The following is a 19556-nucleotide window of genomic DNA, read 5'->3' as shown; positions in this document are numbered from 1 at the left end:
CTCTCAACTAAGCAAAGGAAGGGGATTGCCAGATTACTATATTATCTGGCAATAAAATGATACTGCTCTTATTATGCTTGTTCTCGTTGGGCGATATAAGCTAGTGCTTTATCAATTCGAGCAAGGGTACGGGCTTTACCAACCGCAAAAACAGTGGCATCAACCGATGGCGACTGCCCGATACCTGTTACCGCAACACGCAATGGCATTCCTATTTTGCCCATACCAATATTAAGCTCGGCTGCTGTTGCCTCAATAGCATGGTGAATTTTATCAATTTGCCAATCAAATTGAGCAATAGCTTCAATTTTTGCTTTAATTGTTTCTAATGGCTCTTTGGCGACTGGGCGTAAATGTTTTTTAGCTGCTTCTGCATCAAAATCATCAAAATCTTGATAGCAATAAGAACATGATTCAGCCATCTCTTTAAGTGTTTTACAACGTTCACCAAATAACTTAATAATAGTAATCAGATCTGGGCCTTTTGCTAAATCATAGCCTTGCTGATTCATATGCCAGACTAAATGTTGAGCCACATAATCGGCATCTAAATGATTAATATAATGGTGATTTAGCCAAAGTAGTTTTTCGGTATTAAAGGCACTGGCTGATTTACTCACGGCATCTAATGAAAAATAGCTAATCATTTCCGGAACAGAAAATATCTCTTGATCGCCATGAGACCACCCTAAACGAACCAAATAATTAAGTAATGCTTCAGGTAAATAACCATCATCACGATATTGCATTACACTAACTGCCCCATGACGTTTAGATAATTTTTGCCCATCATCGCCTAAAATCATTGATACATGCCCATATTCAGGCAATGGTGCACCTAAGGCCTTTAAGATATTAATTTGGCGAGGTGTATTATTAATATGATCCTCACCACGAATTACATGAGTAATTTCCATATCCCAATCATCGACAACCACACAAAAATTATAAGTTGGTGAACCATCAGTGCGGCGAATAATAAGATCATCAAGCTCTTTATTAGCGATTTCAATCGGACCACGAATTAAATCATTGAAAATCACAACACCATCAATTGGGTTAGCAAAACGAACAACATGAGGCTCGTTGTGTGAATGCTGTTTTTGTACCGAATCACAGCGGCAATGCCCATCATAACGCGCTTTTTCGCCTTTCGCCATTTGTTCTTCACGCAATTTTTCAAGACGTTCTTTAGAGCAATAACAACGATAAGCTGTGCCTTTGGCTAACATTTCATCAATGACTTGGTTATAGCGATCAAAACGTTTAGTTTGATAATAAGGTCCTTCATCCCATGATAATTTTAACCAATTCATCCCTTCCATGATTGCCTCAATTGCTTCAGGCGTTGAACGTTCAAGATCTGTATCTTCAATACGCAAAACAAATGAGCCTTTTGCATGACGAGTATATAACCAAGAATAAAGTGCAGTTCGTGCACCGCCTACATGCAAATAGCCAGTTGGACTAGGCGCAAAACGGGTTTTAATTTTCATGAAATAATCCTAATAAAAACAGAAATGAGGGCAAATACTGTAATGCAGTGATTTGCACTCTTTTTAATTCGACAATATCAATTAATAGAATAACATTTTGATATTCATTCATTTTAGTTGCTTATTCTAACATGCCTAAAGGTTTCGGCAATAGTTCGATTCATGTTAGAAAGTTAATATATAATTTGTGAAAAAGTTTCAGGAAAAGACGTGTTTAAGTATAAAATCAGCCTTTAGCTATTTGTTTAAGGCTGATTTATTACGTATTGATTTAGTATGATTAATGGGCTTCATCCCAATTATCACCCACACCAACATCCACTTTTAATGGTACAGATAGTTGATAACAATTTTCCATGATTGATTTTATCTGATTTTGATATTGCTCAACCCATTCTTCTTTTACTTCAAATACCAACTCATCGTGTACTTGCATAACCATTCTAATATGACCAACTGGTAAGCTTTTTATCCATTGGCTTACTTTAATCATCGCTGTTTTAATAATATCAGCGGCGGTACCTTGCATTGGGGCATTGATCGCTGCTCGCTCAGCACCTCGACGCTCAATACCATTGGTTGAAGTGATTTTTGATAAATATAAACGACGCCCAGATAAGGTTTCAACATAACCTTGCTCGGTAGCTAGTTGTCGAGTCTCTTCCATATATTGTTGAACACCAGGGTAACGTTCAAAATAACGGTCAATATAAAACTGCGCTTCTTTACGAGGTACATTAATTTGTTTAGATAAACCAAAGGCGCTCATACCATAAATCAAACCAAAATTGACGGCCTTAGCTCGTCTTCGCTCTTCAGAAGTCACTTCAGATTCAGTTTTACCTAAAATTTCACTCGCTGTTACACGGTGAATATCTTTATCGTTGGCAAAAGCGTTAAGCAAGCTTTTATCTTCTGATAGATGCGCCATAATACGCAATTCAATTTGTGAATAGTCAGCAGAAATAATCTTATAGCCTTTTGGCGCAATAAAAGCCTGTCGAATTCGACGCCCTTCTTCATTACGAACGGGAATATTTTGCAAATTAGGATCATTTGATGACAATCGACCTGTTATCGTACCAATCTGATTATAATTAGTATGTATTCGCCCATCTTTTGAACTAATCATTAAAGGTAATTTATCGGTATAGGTATTTTTAAGTTTAGCTAGTCCACGATGAAACAAAATCATCCTTGGTAATGCATACTCATTAGCCAGTTCACTTAACACTTCTTCACTGGTTGAAGGATCGCCTTTAGGCGTCTTTTTTAAAACAGGCAATTGATGTTTATCAAATAAAATCGCTTGAATCTGCTTAGGTGATGCGGGGTTAAATTTTTCGCCAGCAAATAATTGTAATTGAGCTTCGGTTTCTTGTAATTTTTGGCTAATTTCTTGAGAATATTCATTAAGCAATTTAGCATCAACAAGCACACCAGTCCTTTCCATTTCAGCAATTACAATTGCTAATGGCATTTCTATATCAGAAAATAGCTTGGTTAGTTTTTCATTTTTTTCAAGTGTTGACCATAATTTATTATGCAATTGAAAGGTAATATCGGCATCTTCAGCTGCGTATTGTGTGGTTTTTTCCACCTCGATTTCATCAATAGTAAACTGCTTTTTATCAATTTTAGTCAACTCATCGTAAGTAATCGTTTTATGATTTAAATAGCGTTTAGCCATACTATCCATATCGTGGCGTTCTGTGCTATTTAATACATAAGATTCTAGCATCGTATCAAATGCAATACCTTGCACGGTTATGCCATAATTGGCAAACACACTATAATCAAACTTCGCATTTTGGGCTATTTTTTTTATTGCCGGGTCTTCAAGCACCGGTTTTAGTTTTGCTAAAACTTCATCAAGCAATAATTGTTTGGGAACCCCTAAATAGTGATGAGAAAGCGGTACATAAGCAGCTTGATGAGGTTCAATACAAAATGAAATCCCAACTAATTTTGCATGTACATGATCAACGCTGTTTGTTTCAGTATCAAAAGCAAATTGTTGACTATTTTTTAATTTATCAACCCAATTATCTAGTTGTTCATGAGTTAAAATGCATTGATAATCTATTTCTTTATTTTCTAGTGATGATTCATCATTAGAAAATAGAGGCACCTCACCTTTAATATCAAAAGCTGATAACTGTTTTAAAAAATTGCCAGACATTAACTCTTTTTGCCAGCGATGAAATCCATAATTATCAAATAATTCAGCAAGTGCATTAATATCAATATTACTCACCATCAGTTGTTCATTAGTAAAATCTAATTTAACATCGGTTTTAATAGTCGCCAGTAAATAAGAAAGTTCGGCTTCATTTTGATTATCAATTAATTTTTGTTTTAATGATTTCGCACCTCGGATTGATAATTTTTCGATATCATCCAATCGATTATAAATATCTTTTATGCTATCAAACTCAGCTAATAAACCCTGAGCCGTTTTTTCACCGATACCAGGTACACCGGGTATGTTATCGGATGAATCGCCTCTTAAAGCTAAATAATCAATAATCTTTTCAGGGGGAACACCAAATTTGTTTATCACCCCTTGTGGATCAAGTACCGTATTATTCATAGTATTAATTAGGGTAATTTTATCGCTCACCAATTGCGCCATATCTTTATCGCCAGTGCTAATTAATACATCTAAATTCTCTTTTTCTGCTTGTCTAGCTAATGTACCAATTACATCATCAGCCTCAACGCCTTCAATGCAAAGTAGAGGTAACCCCATAGCTTTTAAAATAGTATGAATGGGTTCAATTTGAGGGCGAAGATTTTCAGGCATCGCTTCACGAGTTGCTTTATACTCAGGATAAATCTCGTTACGGAAAGAACCACCTTTAGCATCAAAAACCACAGCAATATGCGTAGGATTGTATTGGTTAAGCAGGCTACGAATCATATTAATCACACCAAAAATAGCCCCTGTGGGTTCGCCTTTGGCATTAGTTAACGGTGGGCATGCAAAAAAAGCACGGTAAAGATAAGAAGATCCATCAATTAAGATAATCGGCGTTTTGTTTGACATCATAGTTACTCAATCATTATTCAACACGATAGTGAACAGTATACCTTAATTAGCCATAATATTCTTATCATCACTAATAATTATAGTGTAAAGAAGTTTCAGGTTACTAGCTACTACTAGCTACTATCTGTTTCAATATAAAACCACAAGCAAAAAACTGTATATTGCCTTATAACTGTTATATAATATTTCATCAATTTTCGTCCGAGTATTTGATAATGACAGAATTAAGTCTTGCTGCGCAAAAAGTTAAAGAGGCACTCGCTGCTAAAAACCTTGAAACGCCATCCTGCCGTTTAGCCATGGATAATTGTGAGCGTAAAAGCAAAATTGAAGCGCATTTTCGTGAAATTATGAAACTCATGGAACTTGACTTAACTGATGACAGCTTAGCTGAAACTCCTCATCGAGTATCAAAAATGTATGTTGATGAAATATTTTCTGGTCTTTATTATGAAAATTTTCCAAAAATCACATTAATCGAAAATAAAATGCAAGTAGACGAAATGATAACCGTTCGCGACATTACTTTAACCAGTGTTTGTGAGCATCATTTTGTCACTATCGATGGCAAAGCAACGGTTTCTTATATCCCCAAAGATAAAGTGATTGGGTTATCTAAAATCAATCGTATTGTAGAATTCTTTTCACAACGACCGCAAGTACAAGAAAGGTTAACTCAGCAAATTTTAGTTGCTCTACAAACTTTACTTGGAACCGTTAATGTTGCTGTTTCAATTGATGCAACTCATTATTGCGTAAAAGCAAGAGGCATTAAAGACTCAAGCAGTATGACAACAACAACAGCCTTGGGCGGTGGATTTAAAACGAACCCAAGCACAAGGCAAGAGTTTTTACGCGCTTTAAACCATTATTAATTATTTGATATTAGCTATCACAAAAACAAAATATTCAACGAAAAAAGCTGTTTTATATTACGTGCATCTTCAAGAAAGATTGGTATAATTCTTGGCTATTTAGTATAAATAACATTGTTTTCATGAAGATTATCCGCGGTATAGCAAATTTTAAAAATCAGTTTTCTCAATGTGTTTTAACATTAGGGAATTTTGATGGTGTGCATTTAGGGCATCAACAACTGATTAACCATCTAATTAAGCAAGGTAAAAACTTAAATTTACCAACGGTGGTAATGCTATTTGAACCGCAACCATTAGAGTTTTTTACCCCTAATAATGCACCATCACGGCTAACGTCATTTCAAGAAAAAGTCATTTTTATTGAAAAGTTAGGTATCGACTACATTATTGTAATTCCGTTTACCCAAACTTTTGCCAATATGCCTGCTGATAGTTTTATCCAAGATTGGTTAATTAACAAATTGCAAGCTAAATATATTGTTATTGGCGACGATTTTCGATTTGGATTTAAACGGCAAGGAGATATTAATTTACTACAGCAATACGCGCACAATAACCACTTTTCCGTTGAAAGTATGCCGACATATGTTTGGAATAACTTACGAATTAGCAGCACCGCTGTACGTCAAGCGCTATTAAATAACGACTTTGAATTAGCGCATTGCCTTTTAGGACGAAATTATACAATTCAGGGGCGAGTAATACATGGTAATGCTTTAGCAAGACAGTTGGGATTTCCAACTGCTAACATCCATTTACATCGCAAAAAACCGGCATTACAAGGTGTCTATTTTGTTAAAGTTAAAAATATCTGTAATAATCAGCATTATCATGGTATTGCCAACATAGGTATAAGACCAACGATTCATGGAAAAACAGCAATTTTAGAAGTGAATCTATTTGACTTTTCAGGCGATATTTATGGACAATATTTAGACGTGAATTTTGTACAAAAATTGCGTGACGAGAAAAAATTTGATTCATTAGCCGATTTGAAACAACAAATTGCACGAGACGTTTGCACTGCGAAAAAGATCAGTGCACAATTAACTAATTAAAAAGTAGTATCAACAAAATTAACTGGAATAAATCAGCATGACAGACTATAAAAACACATTGAATTTACCGGAAACTGGATTCCCGATGCGAGGTGATCTTGCTAAACGTGAACCAGCTATGTTGCAAAACTGGTACGATAAAGAACTTTATCAAAAGATCCGACAAGTAAAAAAAGGCAAAAAAGCTTTTATTTTGCATGATGGTCCTCCTTATGCAAACGGAAAACTTCATATAGGTCATGCAGTTAATAAAATAATCAAAGATATTATTATCAAATCAAAAAGCTTAAGTGGCTATGATTCCCCGTATATTCCAGGATGGGATTGTCATGGTCTACCTATTGAGCAAAAAGTGGAAGAGCAAGTTGGTAAACCAGGTGTAAAAGTAACACCTGCTGAATTTCGTCAAATTTGCCGCGATTACGCAGCTTCACAAGTTGAACTACAAAAAGCGGATTTTATTCGCATGGGTGTACTTGGTGATTGGAAAAACCCTTACCTTACAATGAATTATGATACCGAAGCCAATATTATTCGCGCTTTAGGTAAAGTAATTAAAAATGGCCACTTAGTTAAAGGAGCTAAACCTGTCTATTGGTGTACCGATTGTATGTCATCATTGGCCGAAGCCGAAGTAGAATATTATGACAAATCATCACCAGCCATTGATGTAAAATTTAAAGCGGTTGATAATCAAGCTGTAGCAAATAAATTTGGCATCACAACAAACTTAACTATTTATGCCGTTATTTGGACAACAACCCCTTGGACATTACCTGCTAGCCGAGGGATTGCTTTAAATGCTGAATTTGAATATCAATTAGTTCAAATCAATGATAAAGAGTGCTTAATTTTAGCTGCTGATTTAGTTGAAGCTGTGATGAAACGCGCAAATATCAGTGATTGGAAAATCTTAGGTAGTTGCCAAGGTGATGCACTTGAATTATTACGCTTCAAACACCCATTCCTTGATTTTGATGAACCTATTGTACTTGGCGATCACGTCACAATTGATGCGGGTACTGGCGCAGTGCACACCGCACCAGGCCATGGTACAGAAGACTTTATGGTAGGTCAAAAATATGGTCTAGAAGTGGCAAATCCTGTTGGTGGTAATGGTTGCTACTTACCAGGAACTGGCGCAGGGTTAGATGGTTTATTTGTATTCAAAGCCAATAAAGTGGTAGTTGAAATATTAAAAGAACACAATGCATTATTACATTTTGAAAATATTGAACACAGTTACCCATGCTGTTGGCGCCATAAAACACCGGTGATTTATCGTGCAACACCACAATGGTTTATCAGCATGGATAAACAAGGTTTAAGGGCGCAATCATTAAAAGAGATTAAGCAAGTTCGTTGGATTCCAGATTGGGGACAAGCGCGTATTGAAACCATGGTAGCAAATCGCCCTGATTGGTGTATTTCTCGACAACGTACATGGGGCGTTCCAATGACATTATTTGTCCACAAAGAGACCGAAGAACTGCACCCAAATACGCTAGAACTGGTTGAAAAAGTTGCCAAATTAGTCGAACAAAAAGGAATTCAAGCATGGTGGGATGCCGATATCAAAGAACTACTTGGTTTGGATGCAGAAAATTATCGCAAAGTGCCTGACACGCTAGACGTTTGGTTTGATTCAGGATCGACATTTTCGTCAGTGGTGCGTGTTCGACCTGAATTTGAAGGACACGAAGCTGACATGTACTTAGAAGGATCAGATCAACATCGTGGTTGGTTTATGTCTTCATTAATGTTATCAACAGCAATTGATAACAAAGCACCTTACAAACAAGTGTTAACTCACGGTTTTGTTGTCGATGGACAAGGCCGTAAAATGTCAAAATCGCTTGGTAATATCGTTACTCCACAAGATGTAATGAATAAACTTGGTGCCGATATTTTACGTTTATGGATTGCCTCAACAGATTATTCTGGCGAAATGAACTATTCGGATGAAATTATCAAACGTTCAGCCGATAGTTATCGTCGTATTCGTAATACTGCACGCTTTTTATTAGCGAATTTAAATGGCTTTGATCCAGCTAAAGATATGGTAAAACCAGAAGATATGGTTGTCCTTGATCGCTGGGCGGTTAGTATGGCAAAAGAAGCACAAGAGCAAATTGTTCAAGCTTATGAAAATTATGATTTCCATAAAGTCGTACAACGTATTATGCAATTTTGCTCAATCGAAATGGGATCATTCTATTTAGATATCATTAAAGATCGTCAATACACAGCAAAAAGCGATAGTATCGCACGCCACAGTTGCCAAACTGCGTTATACCATATTGCACAGGCATTAGTTCGTTGGATTGCACCTATTTTATCATTTACTGCCGATGAAATTTGGCAATATCTACCTAGCTTACAAAAATCAGAATTTGTGTTTGAAGACGAGTGGTATAACTCACTATTTACATTATCAGATAGCGAAGCATTAAATAGTGAATATTGGGCGCAAATTTTGGCGATTCGTAGTGAAGTAAATAAAGTCCTAGAACAAGGTCGTAACGATAAAGTAATTGGTGGAGCGCTTGAAGCAGCAGTTACGCTTTATGCTGATGAAGCGATTGCTAACGCCTTAACTAAGTTAGAAAACGAATTACGTTTTGTTTTACTCACCTCGCAAGCGAGTGTAAAACCGTTACAAACAGCACCAGCAAATGCCGTGCAAAGTGATATTCAGGGCCTTAAAATTGAATTAGCTAAAGCGCAAGGTGATAAATGTCCTCGTTGTTGGCATTATACAACAGACAATGAACCAACAACGCATTTATGTAAACGTTGTGAACAAAACATTCACGGTAATGGTGAAGTTAGACATTTTGCATAATAAAAATCAAAACAGATAATAGCGCTAAGATTTAGCGCTATAAAAAATATCCCCATTTTCCGCCGGCAATTTGTCGGCGGAAATATAATAATGAGCACGAACTTATATGAAAAAAGATCATGGACTTTACTGGTTACTATTAGCAATGGTTGTATTTATTATAGATATTGCAAGTAAGTTTTGGATTATAAATAACTTCTTTCTATTTGAATCAGTAAACCTTTTACCTTTCTTCTCAATTACTTATGTGCGTAATATTGGCGCAGCTTTTAGTATTTTTGAAGGTCAACGTACAATGCTTGCCATTCTTGCCTTGGTTATCTGTGCAGTAATTGTACATATGTTATACCGCAGTACTCGCCAACAAAAATTAGAGAACTTTTCTTTATCACTAATTCTTGGTGGTGCATTAGGAAATTTATTTGACCGTCTTTACCATGGATTTGTTATTGATTTCCTTGATGTTAATTTTGGTGATTGGCATTATCCAACCTTTAATATCGCTGACTGTGCCATTTGTGTAGGTATTGGATTATTTATTTTATGTAGTTATAAAAAACCGAAGAAGGTAGCGGCATAGTATGCAGATTATTTTGGCCAATCCTCGTGGTTTTTGTGCAGGTGTTGATCGTGCTATTACCATTGTTGAACGCGCATTAGAACTTTTTGGTGCGCCCGTTTATGTACGTCATGAAGTTGTTCATAATCGCTACGTTGTCAATCGATTAAAAGAATTAGGGGCAATTTTTATTGAAGATATAAGTGAAGTCCCTGACAATACTATTTTAATCTTTTCTGCTCACGGTGTATCAAAAGCAGTTCGAGAAGAAGCAAAGCAACGTCAGTTGCGTGTTTTTGATGCAACTTGCCCATTAGTTACCAAAGTACATATGGAAGTCGCTCGCTCAAGTTATCGTGGTGAAGAAGTCATTTTAATTGGTCATGCAGGGCATATCGAAGTTGATGGCACTATGGGACAATATAACAACCCTGAAGGAGGTATCTATTTAGTTGAATCGATTGATGATGTACAAAAACTACAAATAAAAAACGAAAATCACCTCTGTTTTACTACTCAAACCACGTTATCAGTAGATGATACAGCCGAAATTATTGACGCTTTAAAAGCACGATTTCCCCATATTCGTAGCCCTCGTAAAAATGACATCTGTTACGCCACAACTAATCGTCAGCAAGCGGTAAAACAATTATCAGCACAAGCCGATGTGGTATTAGTGGTAGGATCTAAAAACTCATCAAACTCTAATCGATTAGCTGAACTAGCAAGGCGCAACAGTAAACAAGCATACTTGATTGATTTTGCTTCAGACATTGATCATAATTGGTTAACTAACGCCAGAACAATAGGCGTTACAGCAGGTGCTTCTGCTCCGGATATTTTAGTGCAAGACGTGATCGAACATTTAAAAAATTTGGGTTGCACCTCGTTAATCGAAACAGACGGTATTTTAGAAAACATTACCTTTGAAATTCCAAAAGAATTACGAATTGACGTTAAATCAAACTAAGCTAAGAAGAACTTTTAAGTAATTCAAATTTTGCCAATAGCTGATCTGGTGTTTCAATATGCTCGGGATCAGCAATAATTGCATTTTGAATTGGGCAAACACGCTGACAAGTCGAATGATCATAATAACCCACACATTCGGTACATTTATTGGGATCGATCTCATAAGTGTCAAACCCCATTGAAATAGCCTGATTTGGGCACTCTGGTTCACACATATCACAATTAATACATTTATTGGTTATTTTTAACGCCATTATCTTATTATCTTTATCAACTACAAAAAATTTGTGACATTATAGCGCAATCGACAATAAATCCGAACTAGGATCCTATTATTGCTTGTTAAGCAACACAATTATTCGTAAAAATTTTGAGTAAACTGGCTTTTTGGCATAAAAGTGATAACGTATGTGAGTTAGATTTTCATAACCATTACAGTTTGTTAAGAATAATTATCAATAACATTTAGTTTATTACGATAGAATGTTAAAATAACAATAAGAACATAAAAAGGTGAAAACATTGTTAAAATTGATAAAAATTAAATATCTAGTTATAGCCACCATTATCTTTGCAATTATTTATATTGCATACTTAATCACATCTAGTTCAAAGCCTGCAGTAAATTATATTACAGCGCCTGTAACTAAAAGTAATATTGAAAAAACGGTACTTGCTGATGGCACAATTAACGCTTTTAAACAAGTGAGTGTTGGTGCTCAGGTTTCTGGTCAGATCAAAAAACTGTATGTTGAGTTGGGCGACGAAGTAAAACAAGGCGATATGATTGCCGAAATTGATGATCTAAAACAAAGCAATGATTTAAAACAATCAGAAGCTTCTCTCAATAGTTTAGAAGCACAACGTGAGGCCAAAAAAGCCAGATTGATTAATTATCAATTAACTTACGACCGTCAACGAAAACTAGTCAATAAAGGGGCTGGTGCTCAATCCGACCTAGATGCAGCAAAAGCAGAACTTGATGCAATCAAAGCCGATATAGCAGCACTTGATGCCGACATTATGAAAGCACAAGTTGCTGTAGATACGGCAAAAGTTAACTTAGGGTATACCAAAATTCGTTCACCGATTGATGGTGTCATTGTTGCTATACCCGTAAATCAAGGACAAACGGTTAACTCTGTTCAAAGTGCACCAACGATTGTCAAAGTCGCGCAGCTCGACAAAATGACCATTGAAGCACAGATTTCTGAAGCCGATGTTATTGACGTTAAAAAAGGCATGCCGGTTTATTTTACTATTTTAGGCCAACCTAATAGGCGTTTTGAGGGGTTAACGCTACGAGCAATAGAACCCGCTCCTGAGTCAATCAACACAGAGACAAACTCTATATCAAGCTCATCAACAACCAAAAGTGCGATTTATTACAATGGACTATTTGATGTAGACAATCCAGATCATGTGTTAAGAATTTCAATGACAGCACAAGTTTATATCGTTTTATCTGAAGCAAAAAATGTACTAACTATTCCCTCTCAAGCTATTCAAAAAAAATTAGGCAATAATAAAGCGATTATTTATCTATTAAATCAATCTAAAGAAATTGAAGAGCACGAAGTCACTCTAGGTATCGATAATAATGTCAATGTTGAAATAAAATCAGGAGTAAAAGAAGGTGATACTATTGTCGTTAGTAGCGCTAATGGTGCTTTAATCGGTAATAACATAAGAGCACCAAGGATTCGATTCTAATATGACAAATAATATACCTCTTATCAAACTTGAGAATATTGTTCGAGAGTTTCCAGCTGGTGACTCAACCATACAAGTTCTTAAAAACATCAACCTGACAATTAATGCCGGCGAAATGGTGGCAATTATTGGAACATCAGGATCAGGAAAATCCACTTTGATGAACATCCTAGGTTGCTTAGATAAACCAACATCGGGAACTTACGCAATTAACGGACGCACAACCAGTGAACTGTCGCCCGATGAACAGGCCGAATTACGACGTGAACACTTTGGCTTTATCTTTCAACGTTATCATTTATTAAACGCACTAACTGCACAAGGAAACGTTGAAATCCCTGCCATTTATGCGGGTGTCACTAATGAACAACGACAAAAAAGATCAAGCGAAATACTAAGTCGTTTAGGACTTGCTGATAAAATTCATAATAAACCGAACCAATTATCAAGAGGACAACAGCAACGAGTTAGCATTGGCCGTGCTTTAATTAATGGCGGACAAATCATCTTAGCTGATGAGCCAACAGGCGCGCTCGATCACAAAAGTGGTTTAGAAGTCATGGCAATATTACGAGAATTGCATCAACAAGGTCACACAATTATTATTGTCACGCATGATTCAAATATTGCTAAAAGTGCTGAGCGAATTGTTGAAATTAGTGATGGAAAAATTATTTCTGATTCAATTAATCCTAATTACCAAACTGAGCAAGATGCTAATCGCCAAGCAAAACAAATCAAAACAACAAAAACTCAAGATAACTTGTTAGCAAAATACTACCGTTTTCGTGATGCGTTTAAAATGGCGATGTTATCAATGCTTTCACAGCGATTACGAACAATCTTAACAATGTTAGGAATTATTATTGGTATTGCATCGGTCGTGTCAGTTGTTGCATTAGGACAAGGCACCAAACAAAAAATCCTATCTAACATCAATTCATTAGGAACTAGCACGCTAGAAATCTATGCAGGTTCGGGCTTTGGCGATCGTAATGCTGACAAAATTACCACATTACGCTCATCAGATGCCGACTTTCTAGCCCAACAAAGTTTTGTACACAGCACTACACCGAATCTTGCAACCAGTGTTTATTTTCGCATTGGCAACCTAGCGGTAACAGGCACAGTCAATGGGGTTGGCGAGCAATTTTTTGCGGTACGTGGTTATACCATTTCGCAAGGAAAATCTTTTGATGAAACAGGCATTATTACTTCAGCACAAGATGCGGTAATTGATGAAAATACCGTTAAACGACTATTTGCAAATCAAAACCCTATTGGAAAAATTTTAATGGTTGGACAACTGCCTGTAAGGATTATTGGTGTTGCAACAAAGCAACAACAAGGGTTTGGCAGCAATGAAAGCCTAAATATTTGGTTACCTTATACCACCGTAATTAATCGCATGGTGGGGCAAACCTCGTTAAGAAGCATCACAGTACGAGTAAAAGATAATATCGATTTAACCATTGCCGAACAAGCAATTAATCAAATTATGCTTAAACGCCATGGTACAAAAGATTTCTTCATCTTTAACTCAGACAATATACGAGAAACAATTAACTCATCAGCTTGGGTCATGACGTTATTGGTTTCGGCTATTGCGCTAATTTCACTTATTGTTGGGGGGATTGGTGTAATGAACATTATGCTAGTATCAGTCACCGAAAGAACGCGCGAAATTGGCGTACGCATGGCTGTTGGCGCACGCTCAAGCGACATATTACAACAATTCTTGATTGAAGCGGTATTAGTGTGTTTAATCGGTGGCACAATAGGTATTTTACTTTCGTTTGCCATCGGGTTTATTTTTAATACCGTTGTTACATCATTTGCGATGAGTTTTTCAGCAATATCAATTATTGCAGCATTTAGCTTCTCAAGCATAATCGGTATTATTTTTGGCTATTTCCCTGCCAGACGCGCAGCTAGGCTTGATCCCATTTATGCGTTAGAACGAGAATAACCACCAAAATCCTAACGATAATAAAAAAATCCCTTTGCATCATTATATTGAACAAAGGGATTTAAATATCAAAACGAAACAATTAACTTATTCTGATTATCGCTAATCGCACTATTTTTTATCAGAATCCGTTTTTTTAACGATTTTTGCGTTAGGATCTAAACCTGCTACAAATGCAGTCACTCGTGCATAATCATTAATAAACGCATCTTCACTAGTCATATCAAGCCCATTTGGCACAATATAAAACTTACGATTAACGATAACAGTAGGAATAGATTCTGGTTTCATCTCTTTAATTGCTTCAGCTTGCTGTACCATAAAGGCTTTAACTAAAAAACCCTCTTTTGTTTTATCAAAATCTTCACCGCTAACCCCTAATTTTTCAAAAACAGCTTTGATATCATCAGCCTTTTTTATTATTTTATCTTTCTGAATGGCATTATAAAGTGCACCAGAAGCTTTATCTTCAATACCAAGCACATTCGCCACTGCCCATGCTTGCGCAAGCTCTTTCGCTAATGGCCCAAAGCTCTCTAAATGGTAGCGCTTAAATTTGACACCTTTTGGTAGAGCCTTACCAATAGCTTGTGGGCCTTGATTTTGAACTTCAAATCTAAAACAGCTAGGACAATTAAACGAAAAGAACTCAATAACTTCTTTATCAGGTGAGGGATTAGTTGGCAACACGATATATTGTTTATCTAATTCAATCGGAGCTTGTGTATTTGCAGTAGCTGCTTGTGATGCTTCAGCTTTGGTTGTTGTTTTTCCTTCATCTGCAAAACAACTTACAGAAGAAAGTAAGACACTCATTGCAATAAGTGTTTTTTTCATATTAATGGTTCTCCTTATTCTTTTATAATTCCACGCGCTTTTAATAATGCAGATTTAAAATCTTCTTCATAATCTTTTTTTAGCCCTGGAATAGCTTCATTCTTATCAGCGCCTCGCATTTTTAAATGATAAATTAAAATATCATCACTCAAGTCTTTTAGCTCGCCGTCAAACCCTGCTTCTTGAGACAATTTAGCTAAAAATTGTAATAAATTCAGGTCAGAATCACCTTCCCAAGCTGATTGTAATAATTCCATTACTTCATCAATACGATGACATTTCATAATTGTTACCTTTAATAGATCTTCAAACCCTTTGAAGATAATGACAAATAAGCAATCATTAAAAAATGATACGCTACGACTTGCAATAACTTTGCTATATAGTAATGTTATTTTGTTTTTTCGCAACGTAAAAGAGAAATAATTTATGGAAAACCCCTCTATTACAGCAATTATTCTAGCCGGCGGTAAAAGCACCCGCATGCATGGCAACGACAAAGGACTGTTATTATTACATCAAAAGCCACTTTATCAACATGTCATTGAGCGCATCAAACCGCACGTTGACGCAATTATGATTAATTGCAATCGTCATATCCAACAATATCAAAAAACAGGTTATCTTGTATTTAGTGATGACCTAGCAGGGTTTTGTGGACCATTATCCGGTATTTATAGTGGTTTATTACGCAGCAAAACTGATTGGAACTTATTTGTCAGTTGTGACACGCCCTTTTTGCCGGATGATTTAATTGACCGTTTAGCTGTTTATACAGCAAATAACAGCGCTATTTATCCATATGATGGACAACACCATCATCCAACTATCTTACTTATTCATAAAAAAAATACGCCACAACTACAAGCTTATTTAGAGCAAGGCGGACGCAAACTAATGCTGTTTTTAGAACAAATCAGCGCTAAATCAGTTGATTTTAGTGATAAAGCAGTTTGTTTTAGCAATATCAACACACAACAGGAGCTTAATATGTTTAACCACAAAGAAGATGAATAATTGTAACTACCCCCTAAAATAGTACAGCAAAAAAGTAGAAAATTCTCTATTGGAATGACAACACATTTTCAAACAACTCGGTGTTTCCCTATAAATCATTGTTGTGATACTCCAAAACAAAAGGAGGTATCAATAATAAATTTCACCCTAGGTGAAAATTCACCGAGGAGTGTAAAAAAGATGTGATGTTGTATCAAATTTTTACTTAAACGTAGGTGTTACCTGAAAGTTTTTGACAAAAATTAGTTCTTTTCTGTCTTTTTTGCTCGCTCAACAAACATCATCACAACAAAAGCAATGATCGTTAAGTAGATAATGAAAGCGCCATAAGTCGCAAACATATCAATTAGTGATCGTCCTCGCATAGCAAAATCTCGGAAAAAGCGAAATAACCAAACTAATGGGAATGCATGGCTAATATAATAAGTCCATATCGGCATAATACCTACAGCCATTGTTGAGCCCCCCATAATAAATCCAGGCGGTACTAGAAAGATCATTTTGCTTGCACCTTCGCCTGGGTTGTTGGTTTTCCAAGACAGTAAAAATCCTAGCCAACCAAATGCCAGTCCTGTCATAAATACACTTGGCACAAATGCAAAATAATTACCATCAAAGCGTAATTGTCCAAATATAACTAGTACGGCTGTAATTAGAGTTAATGCTGTTGTGTAAAATAGTGCATAAGGAACTGTTCTTGCTAATAATGAAACAAATCCTCTTTCTATTGCGGTTTGCCACATGCCTGTGACTTTTAAGCGTCCAACTATCATTAATGAGGTTAACCCATAAGTCAGTGACGAGAAAAAGTAAACAAAATAGATAATTGTCGATATGGTTGAGGAGCTTGCAGGGTTAAACATGTAGCGTGTTTTAAGCTGCATTGGTGATAAAGTTGCTTCGATACCATCGTGACCAAGCCCTAATGCGGCGACTTTACCAATACTGAGTTCGGCACCTAATTCAGGGATGTATTCATTTAAGCTTTGTAATACTTTAGCATTTTGTGCGTCATTGGTATCATCAGCAAAATAACCTAAGCGAACAGTTTTGTCGCCTTTTTTTAAGCTTTTTTCTAAACCTTTAGGAATATATAAAACACCTAAATTACGGTCGTGGGACACTAAAGTGATTGGGTTTACGGGTGCTCGGATCACTTCTGTCACTTCAATATAAGGCGATGTGTTAACTTTGCTAATTAATTCAGTCGAATAATGAGAACCATCAAGATCAATAACTGCAATTTTTCCTTCAAAAACAGCGCCGTGGCTTAATACAATTGAAAATATGAGCGAGACAATAGCCGCTAAGCCAATCGAGACTTTATAATAAGGAATAAAGTGACCTGACAGCATGGCGTCGAGCTCTTCAAGAATGGATTTAATGATGTTTTGCATCATTTTTCAACCTCAAGTGTCATGCCTGTTAATAGTTTTGGTATTGGTTCGATATAAATTCTAACTTGATAAGAAGTTAAATCAGCTTGTCCTCGTTCTCGTGTCATTCGTAAATCAGCAAAAGATGGCGCTGCTGTGGCAAAGCGAACTTTTCCTTTTACTTCTTTATTAAGCGCAATCACATTCGCTGTAACAGTTGTGTCTGGTTGGTAATCATTAACCATCTTTTCATTTACATAAATATCGATATATTTACGATCGGTTTCTAATAATACAGCTGGTGCGCCATTGGGTACCATTTCGCCATCTTCAAACATAAGTTTTAATACTTTGCCATCTTCAGGGGCTTTTAATGTTAACCGTTCATTATTGAGCTGTAATTGTTTTAATTCGGCTTCGCCTTGTGCCAGTTGTGCTTGTATTTGGGCAAGTTGATTTTTGCGGTTTTCGAGTTTTTGGCGTGCAATAGTGATAGATTGTATTGTCATACCTGTTGCCTTTTTTGTTTGCTGAAATTGGCTAATTTGCTCAGGTGTTGCGCCAATCATTAAAGTCGATAATTGACTTTCGATTTGAACAACTTGCATTTTGGCGGCAGTAAAGGCATGACGGGCGTTATCCAGTTGCGATTGTGAGTTACCACCTGTTTTGCGTAATTGTGTTTGGCGATCAAATTCAATGTTAGCTAAATATTGAGCAGATTTTGCGGCTTCTAAATTGGCTTGCATTTCTTCAATCTTGCGCCAAGTTGATAATTCTGAAAGGTTAGTTTCATTCTCTGTAATTTTGATAGCAGCTTGTTCTTGATTAACTGCGGCCTTTTGGCTATCAACAAGTGCTTGCATGCGATCGATAGCTAGCTTGGTATCAATATCTTCTAACTGCATAAGTGGATCACCTTTTTTTACCATTTGTGATTCTTGCACAAAACGTTTGGTGACTTTTCCGCCGACATTTTGAAAGGCAATATTAATTTCGTCAGCGGTTAATACTCCCGATTTGATACTTTTTGCAACCGTTACGGCATCATTCCTTGATCCTAAGAAAATTAAGAATGAGCCAAAAATTAAAAGGAGTAAAAAGATAAGTGGGATTTTGATATTTTTTTTCATCTCTGCATTTTTCATATTCATAGATAGCTTATTTTCCATTTATTTAGTCAGCTAATTATTTAAATAAAAAATAACCGTTGAGTATTTTAAATACGGCTATTTTCGTAATAATTTTCGTAACATTAATATTAAGGATTCTTGTTCTTGCGAATCTAGTACTTGCGCAAAAGCGCGGATTGCTTTTAGGTGATTGGGTAATGCATTTTGAATTAGTCTTTCCCCCGCATTTGTTAATGCGATTAGACGTGAACGACCATCATCACTATTTTTTGACATTGAAATTAATGGCTCAGATACTGATAACATTCGTTTAACCATAACAGATACCGTAGCGGGTGTAACGCCTATACGCAGTGCTAAATCACTGGCACAGGTTTCGCCTTCCGAAAACAATGACATCAGTAAGGCAAACTTACCTTCAGACACACCATAATCTTTATCTAATTGTGCGTAGATATTAGCGCGAATTAAATCAGCTGTTGTGATTAAACTTAGCACCAGATCAACCCCTGATACTTCAACAATATCATCATTAAATCTTTGTGCTCGTGCTAAGGTTTCACGAGAAGGCAGTGTTCTTGAATTATAGTTCAATTGTCATTACTCAATTTATTTAGTCGGCTAATTATATAAATTTAATGATACTTGGCA

16 protein-coding genes are annotated in these 19556 nt (G+C 36.2%); 8 read left to right on the top strand and 8 right to left on the bottom strand.

Going from position 1 to position 19556, the window contains the following annotated elements; translation table 11 throughout:
* Positions 1-71 precede the first annotated feature (71 nt).
* Positions 72-1496 carry a glutamate--tRNA ligase gene (gene gltX, locus GQ590_RS05195; protein WP_160405735.1) on the bottom strand — a complete coding sequence of 475 codons (1425 nt, stop codon included), beginning with the start codon at positions 1494-1496 and terminating at the stop codon, positions 72-74.
* A 280-nt stretch (positions 1497-1776) separates the two neighbouring features.
* On the bottom strand, positions 1777-4545 hold the full coding sequence (gene polA, locus GQ590_RS05190; protein ID WP_160405794.1) for a DNA polymerase I: 2769 nt from the start codon (positions 4543-4545) through the stop codon (positions 1777-1779).
* A 218-nt stretch (positions 4546-4763) separates the two neighbouring features.
* Here polA and folE point away from each other — a divergent pair, with 218 nt between their 5' ends.
* From folE to ispH, 5 genes are all read left to right on the top strand, one after another.
* Positions 4764-5423, top strand: a complete 660-nt coding sequence (gene folE, locus GQ590_RS05185) for a GTP cyclohydrolase I FolE (protein ID WP_160405734.1) — start codon at positions 4764-4766, stop codon at positions 5421-5423.
* Positions 5424-5545: 122 nt separating this feature from the next.
* Complete coding sequence (gene ribF / locus GQ590_RS05180) at positions 5546-6484, top strand: bifunctional riboflavin kinase/FAD synthetase (RefSeq protein WP_160405733.1); 939 nt, start codon at positions 5546-5548, stop codon at positions 6482-6484.
* Positions 6485-6521: 37 nt separating this feature from the next.
* The gene (gene ileS, locus GQ590_RS05175) at positions 6522-9329 is read left to right on the top strand and encodes an isoleucine--tRNA ligase (protein ID WP_160405732.1); all 2808 of its coding nucleotides are present in this window, start codon (positions 6522-6524) and stop codon (positions 9327-9329) included.
* 106 nt (positions 9330-9435) lie between these two features.
* Positions 9436-9909 carry a signal peptidase II gene (lspA, locus tag GQ590_RS05170; protein WP_065636580.1) on the top strand — a complete coding sequence of 158 codons (474 nt, stop codon included), beginning with the start codon at positions 9436-9438 and terminating at the stop codon, positions 9907-9909.
* A gap of 1 nt (position 9910) precedes the next feature.
* Positions 9911-10858, top strand: coding sequence for a 4-hydroxy-3-methylbut-2-enyl diphosphate reductase (ispH, locus tag GQ590_RS05165; protein WP_160405731.1), 948 nt, complete (start codon positions 9911-9913; stop codon positions 10856-10858).
* A gap of 1 nt (position 10859) precedes the next feature.
* Here the strand turns inward: ispH and GQ590_RS05160 are convergent, their stop codons facing one another.
* Positions 10860-11114 carry a YfhL family 4Fe-4S dicluster ferredoxin gene (locus GQ590_RS05160; protein WP_065636578.1) on the bottom strand — a complete coding sequence of 85 codons (255 nt, stop codon included), beginning with the start codon at positions 11112-11114 and terminating at the stop codon, positions 10860-10862.
* Positions 11115-11382: 268 nt separating this feature from the next.
* Here GQ590_RS05160 and GQ590_RS05155 point away from each other — a divergent pair, with 268 nt between their 5' ends.
* The gene (locus GQ590_RS05155) at positions 11383-12573 is read left to right on the top strand and encodes an efflux RND transporter periplasmic adaptor subunit (RefSeq protein ID WP_202112885.1); all 1191 of its coding nucleotides are present in this window, start codon (positions 11383-11385) and stop codon (positions 12571-12573) included.
* A 1-nt stretch (position 12574) separates the two neighbouring features.
* Positions 12575-14542 carry a MacB family efflux pump subunit gene (locus GQ590_RS05150; protein ID WP_160405730.1) on the top strand — a complete coding sequence of 656 codons (1968 nt, stop codon included), beginning with the start codon at positions 12575-12577 and terminating at the stop codon, positions 14540-14542.
* 111 nt (positions 14543-14653) lie between these two features.
* Here the strand turns inward: GQ590_RS05150 and GQ590_RS05145 are convergent, their stop codons facing one another.
* Together GQ590_RS05145 and GQ590_RS05140 are read right to left on the bottom strand one after the other, a co-directional pair.
* The gene (locus GQ590_RS05145; protein WP_160405729.1) at positions 14654-15379 is read right to left on the bottom strand and encodes a DsbA family protein; all 726 of its coding nucleotides are present in this window, start codon (positions 15377-15379) and stop codon (positions 14654-14656) included.
* Between the two features lie 14 nt (positions 15380-15393).
* Entirely contained in the window at positions 15394-15663 is a 270-nt protein-coding gene (locus GQ590_RS05140) for a YihD family protein (protein WP_065636595.1), read from the bottom strand.
* A 145-nt stretch (positions 15664-15808) separates the two neighbouring features.
* Here GQ590_RS05140 and mobA point away from each other — a divergent pair, with 145 nt between their 5' ends.
* Positions 15809-16396: a molybdenum cofactor guanylyltransferase MobA gene (gene mobA, locus GQ590_RS05135; RefSeq protein ID WP_160405728.1), complete on the top strand. Its 588-nt coding sequence runs from the start codon at positions 15809-15811 to the stop codon at positions 16394-16396.
* A gap of 242 nt (positions 16397-16638) precedes the next feature.
* Here the strand turns inward: mobA and GQ590_RS05130 are convergent, their stop codons facing one another.
* The 3 genes from GQ590_RS05130 to GQ590_RS05120 are packed head-to-tail and all read right to left on the bottom strand — an operon-like array spanning position 16639 to position 19499.
* On the bottom strand, positions 16639-17796 hold the full coding sequence (locus GQ590_RS05130; protein WP_202112884.1) for an ABC transporter permease: 1158 nt from the start codon (positions 17794-17796) through the stop codon (positions 16639-16641).
* Positions 17793-18944: an HlyD family secretion protein gene (locus GQ590_RS05125; RefSeq protein ID WP_202112883.1), complete on the bottom strand. Its 1152-nt coding sequence runs from the start codon at positions 18942-18944 to the stop codon at positions 17793-17795. The genes GQ590_RS05130 and GQ590_RS05125 overlap by 4 nt, the downstream gene beginning before the upstream one ends.
* 57 nt (positions 18945-19001) lie before the next feature.
* Positions 19002-19499 carry a MarR family winged helix-turn-helix transcriptional regulator gene (locus tag GQ590_RS05120; protein WP_065635343.1) on the bottom strand — a complete coding sequence of 166 codons (498 nt, stop codon included), beginning with the start codon at positions 19497-19499 and terminating at the stop codon, positions 19002-19004.
* Between the last annotated feature and the right edge of the window lie 57 nt (positions 19500-19556).

This window comes from Gilliamella sp. Lep-s35 (assembly GCF_009795845.1).
In the GTDB taxonomy this organism is placed as follows: Bacteria; Pseudomonadota; Gammaproteobacteria; order Enterobacterales; family Orbaceae; genus Gilliamella.
This window is presented reverse-complemented; position numbering and strand designations above follow the sequence as displayed.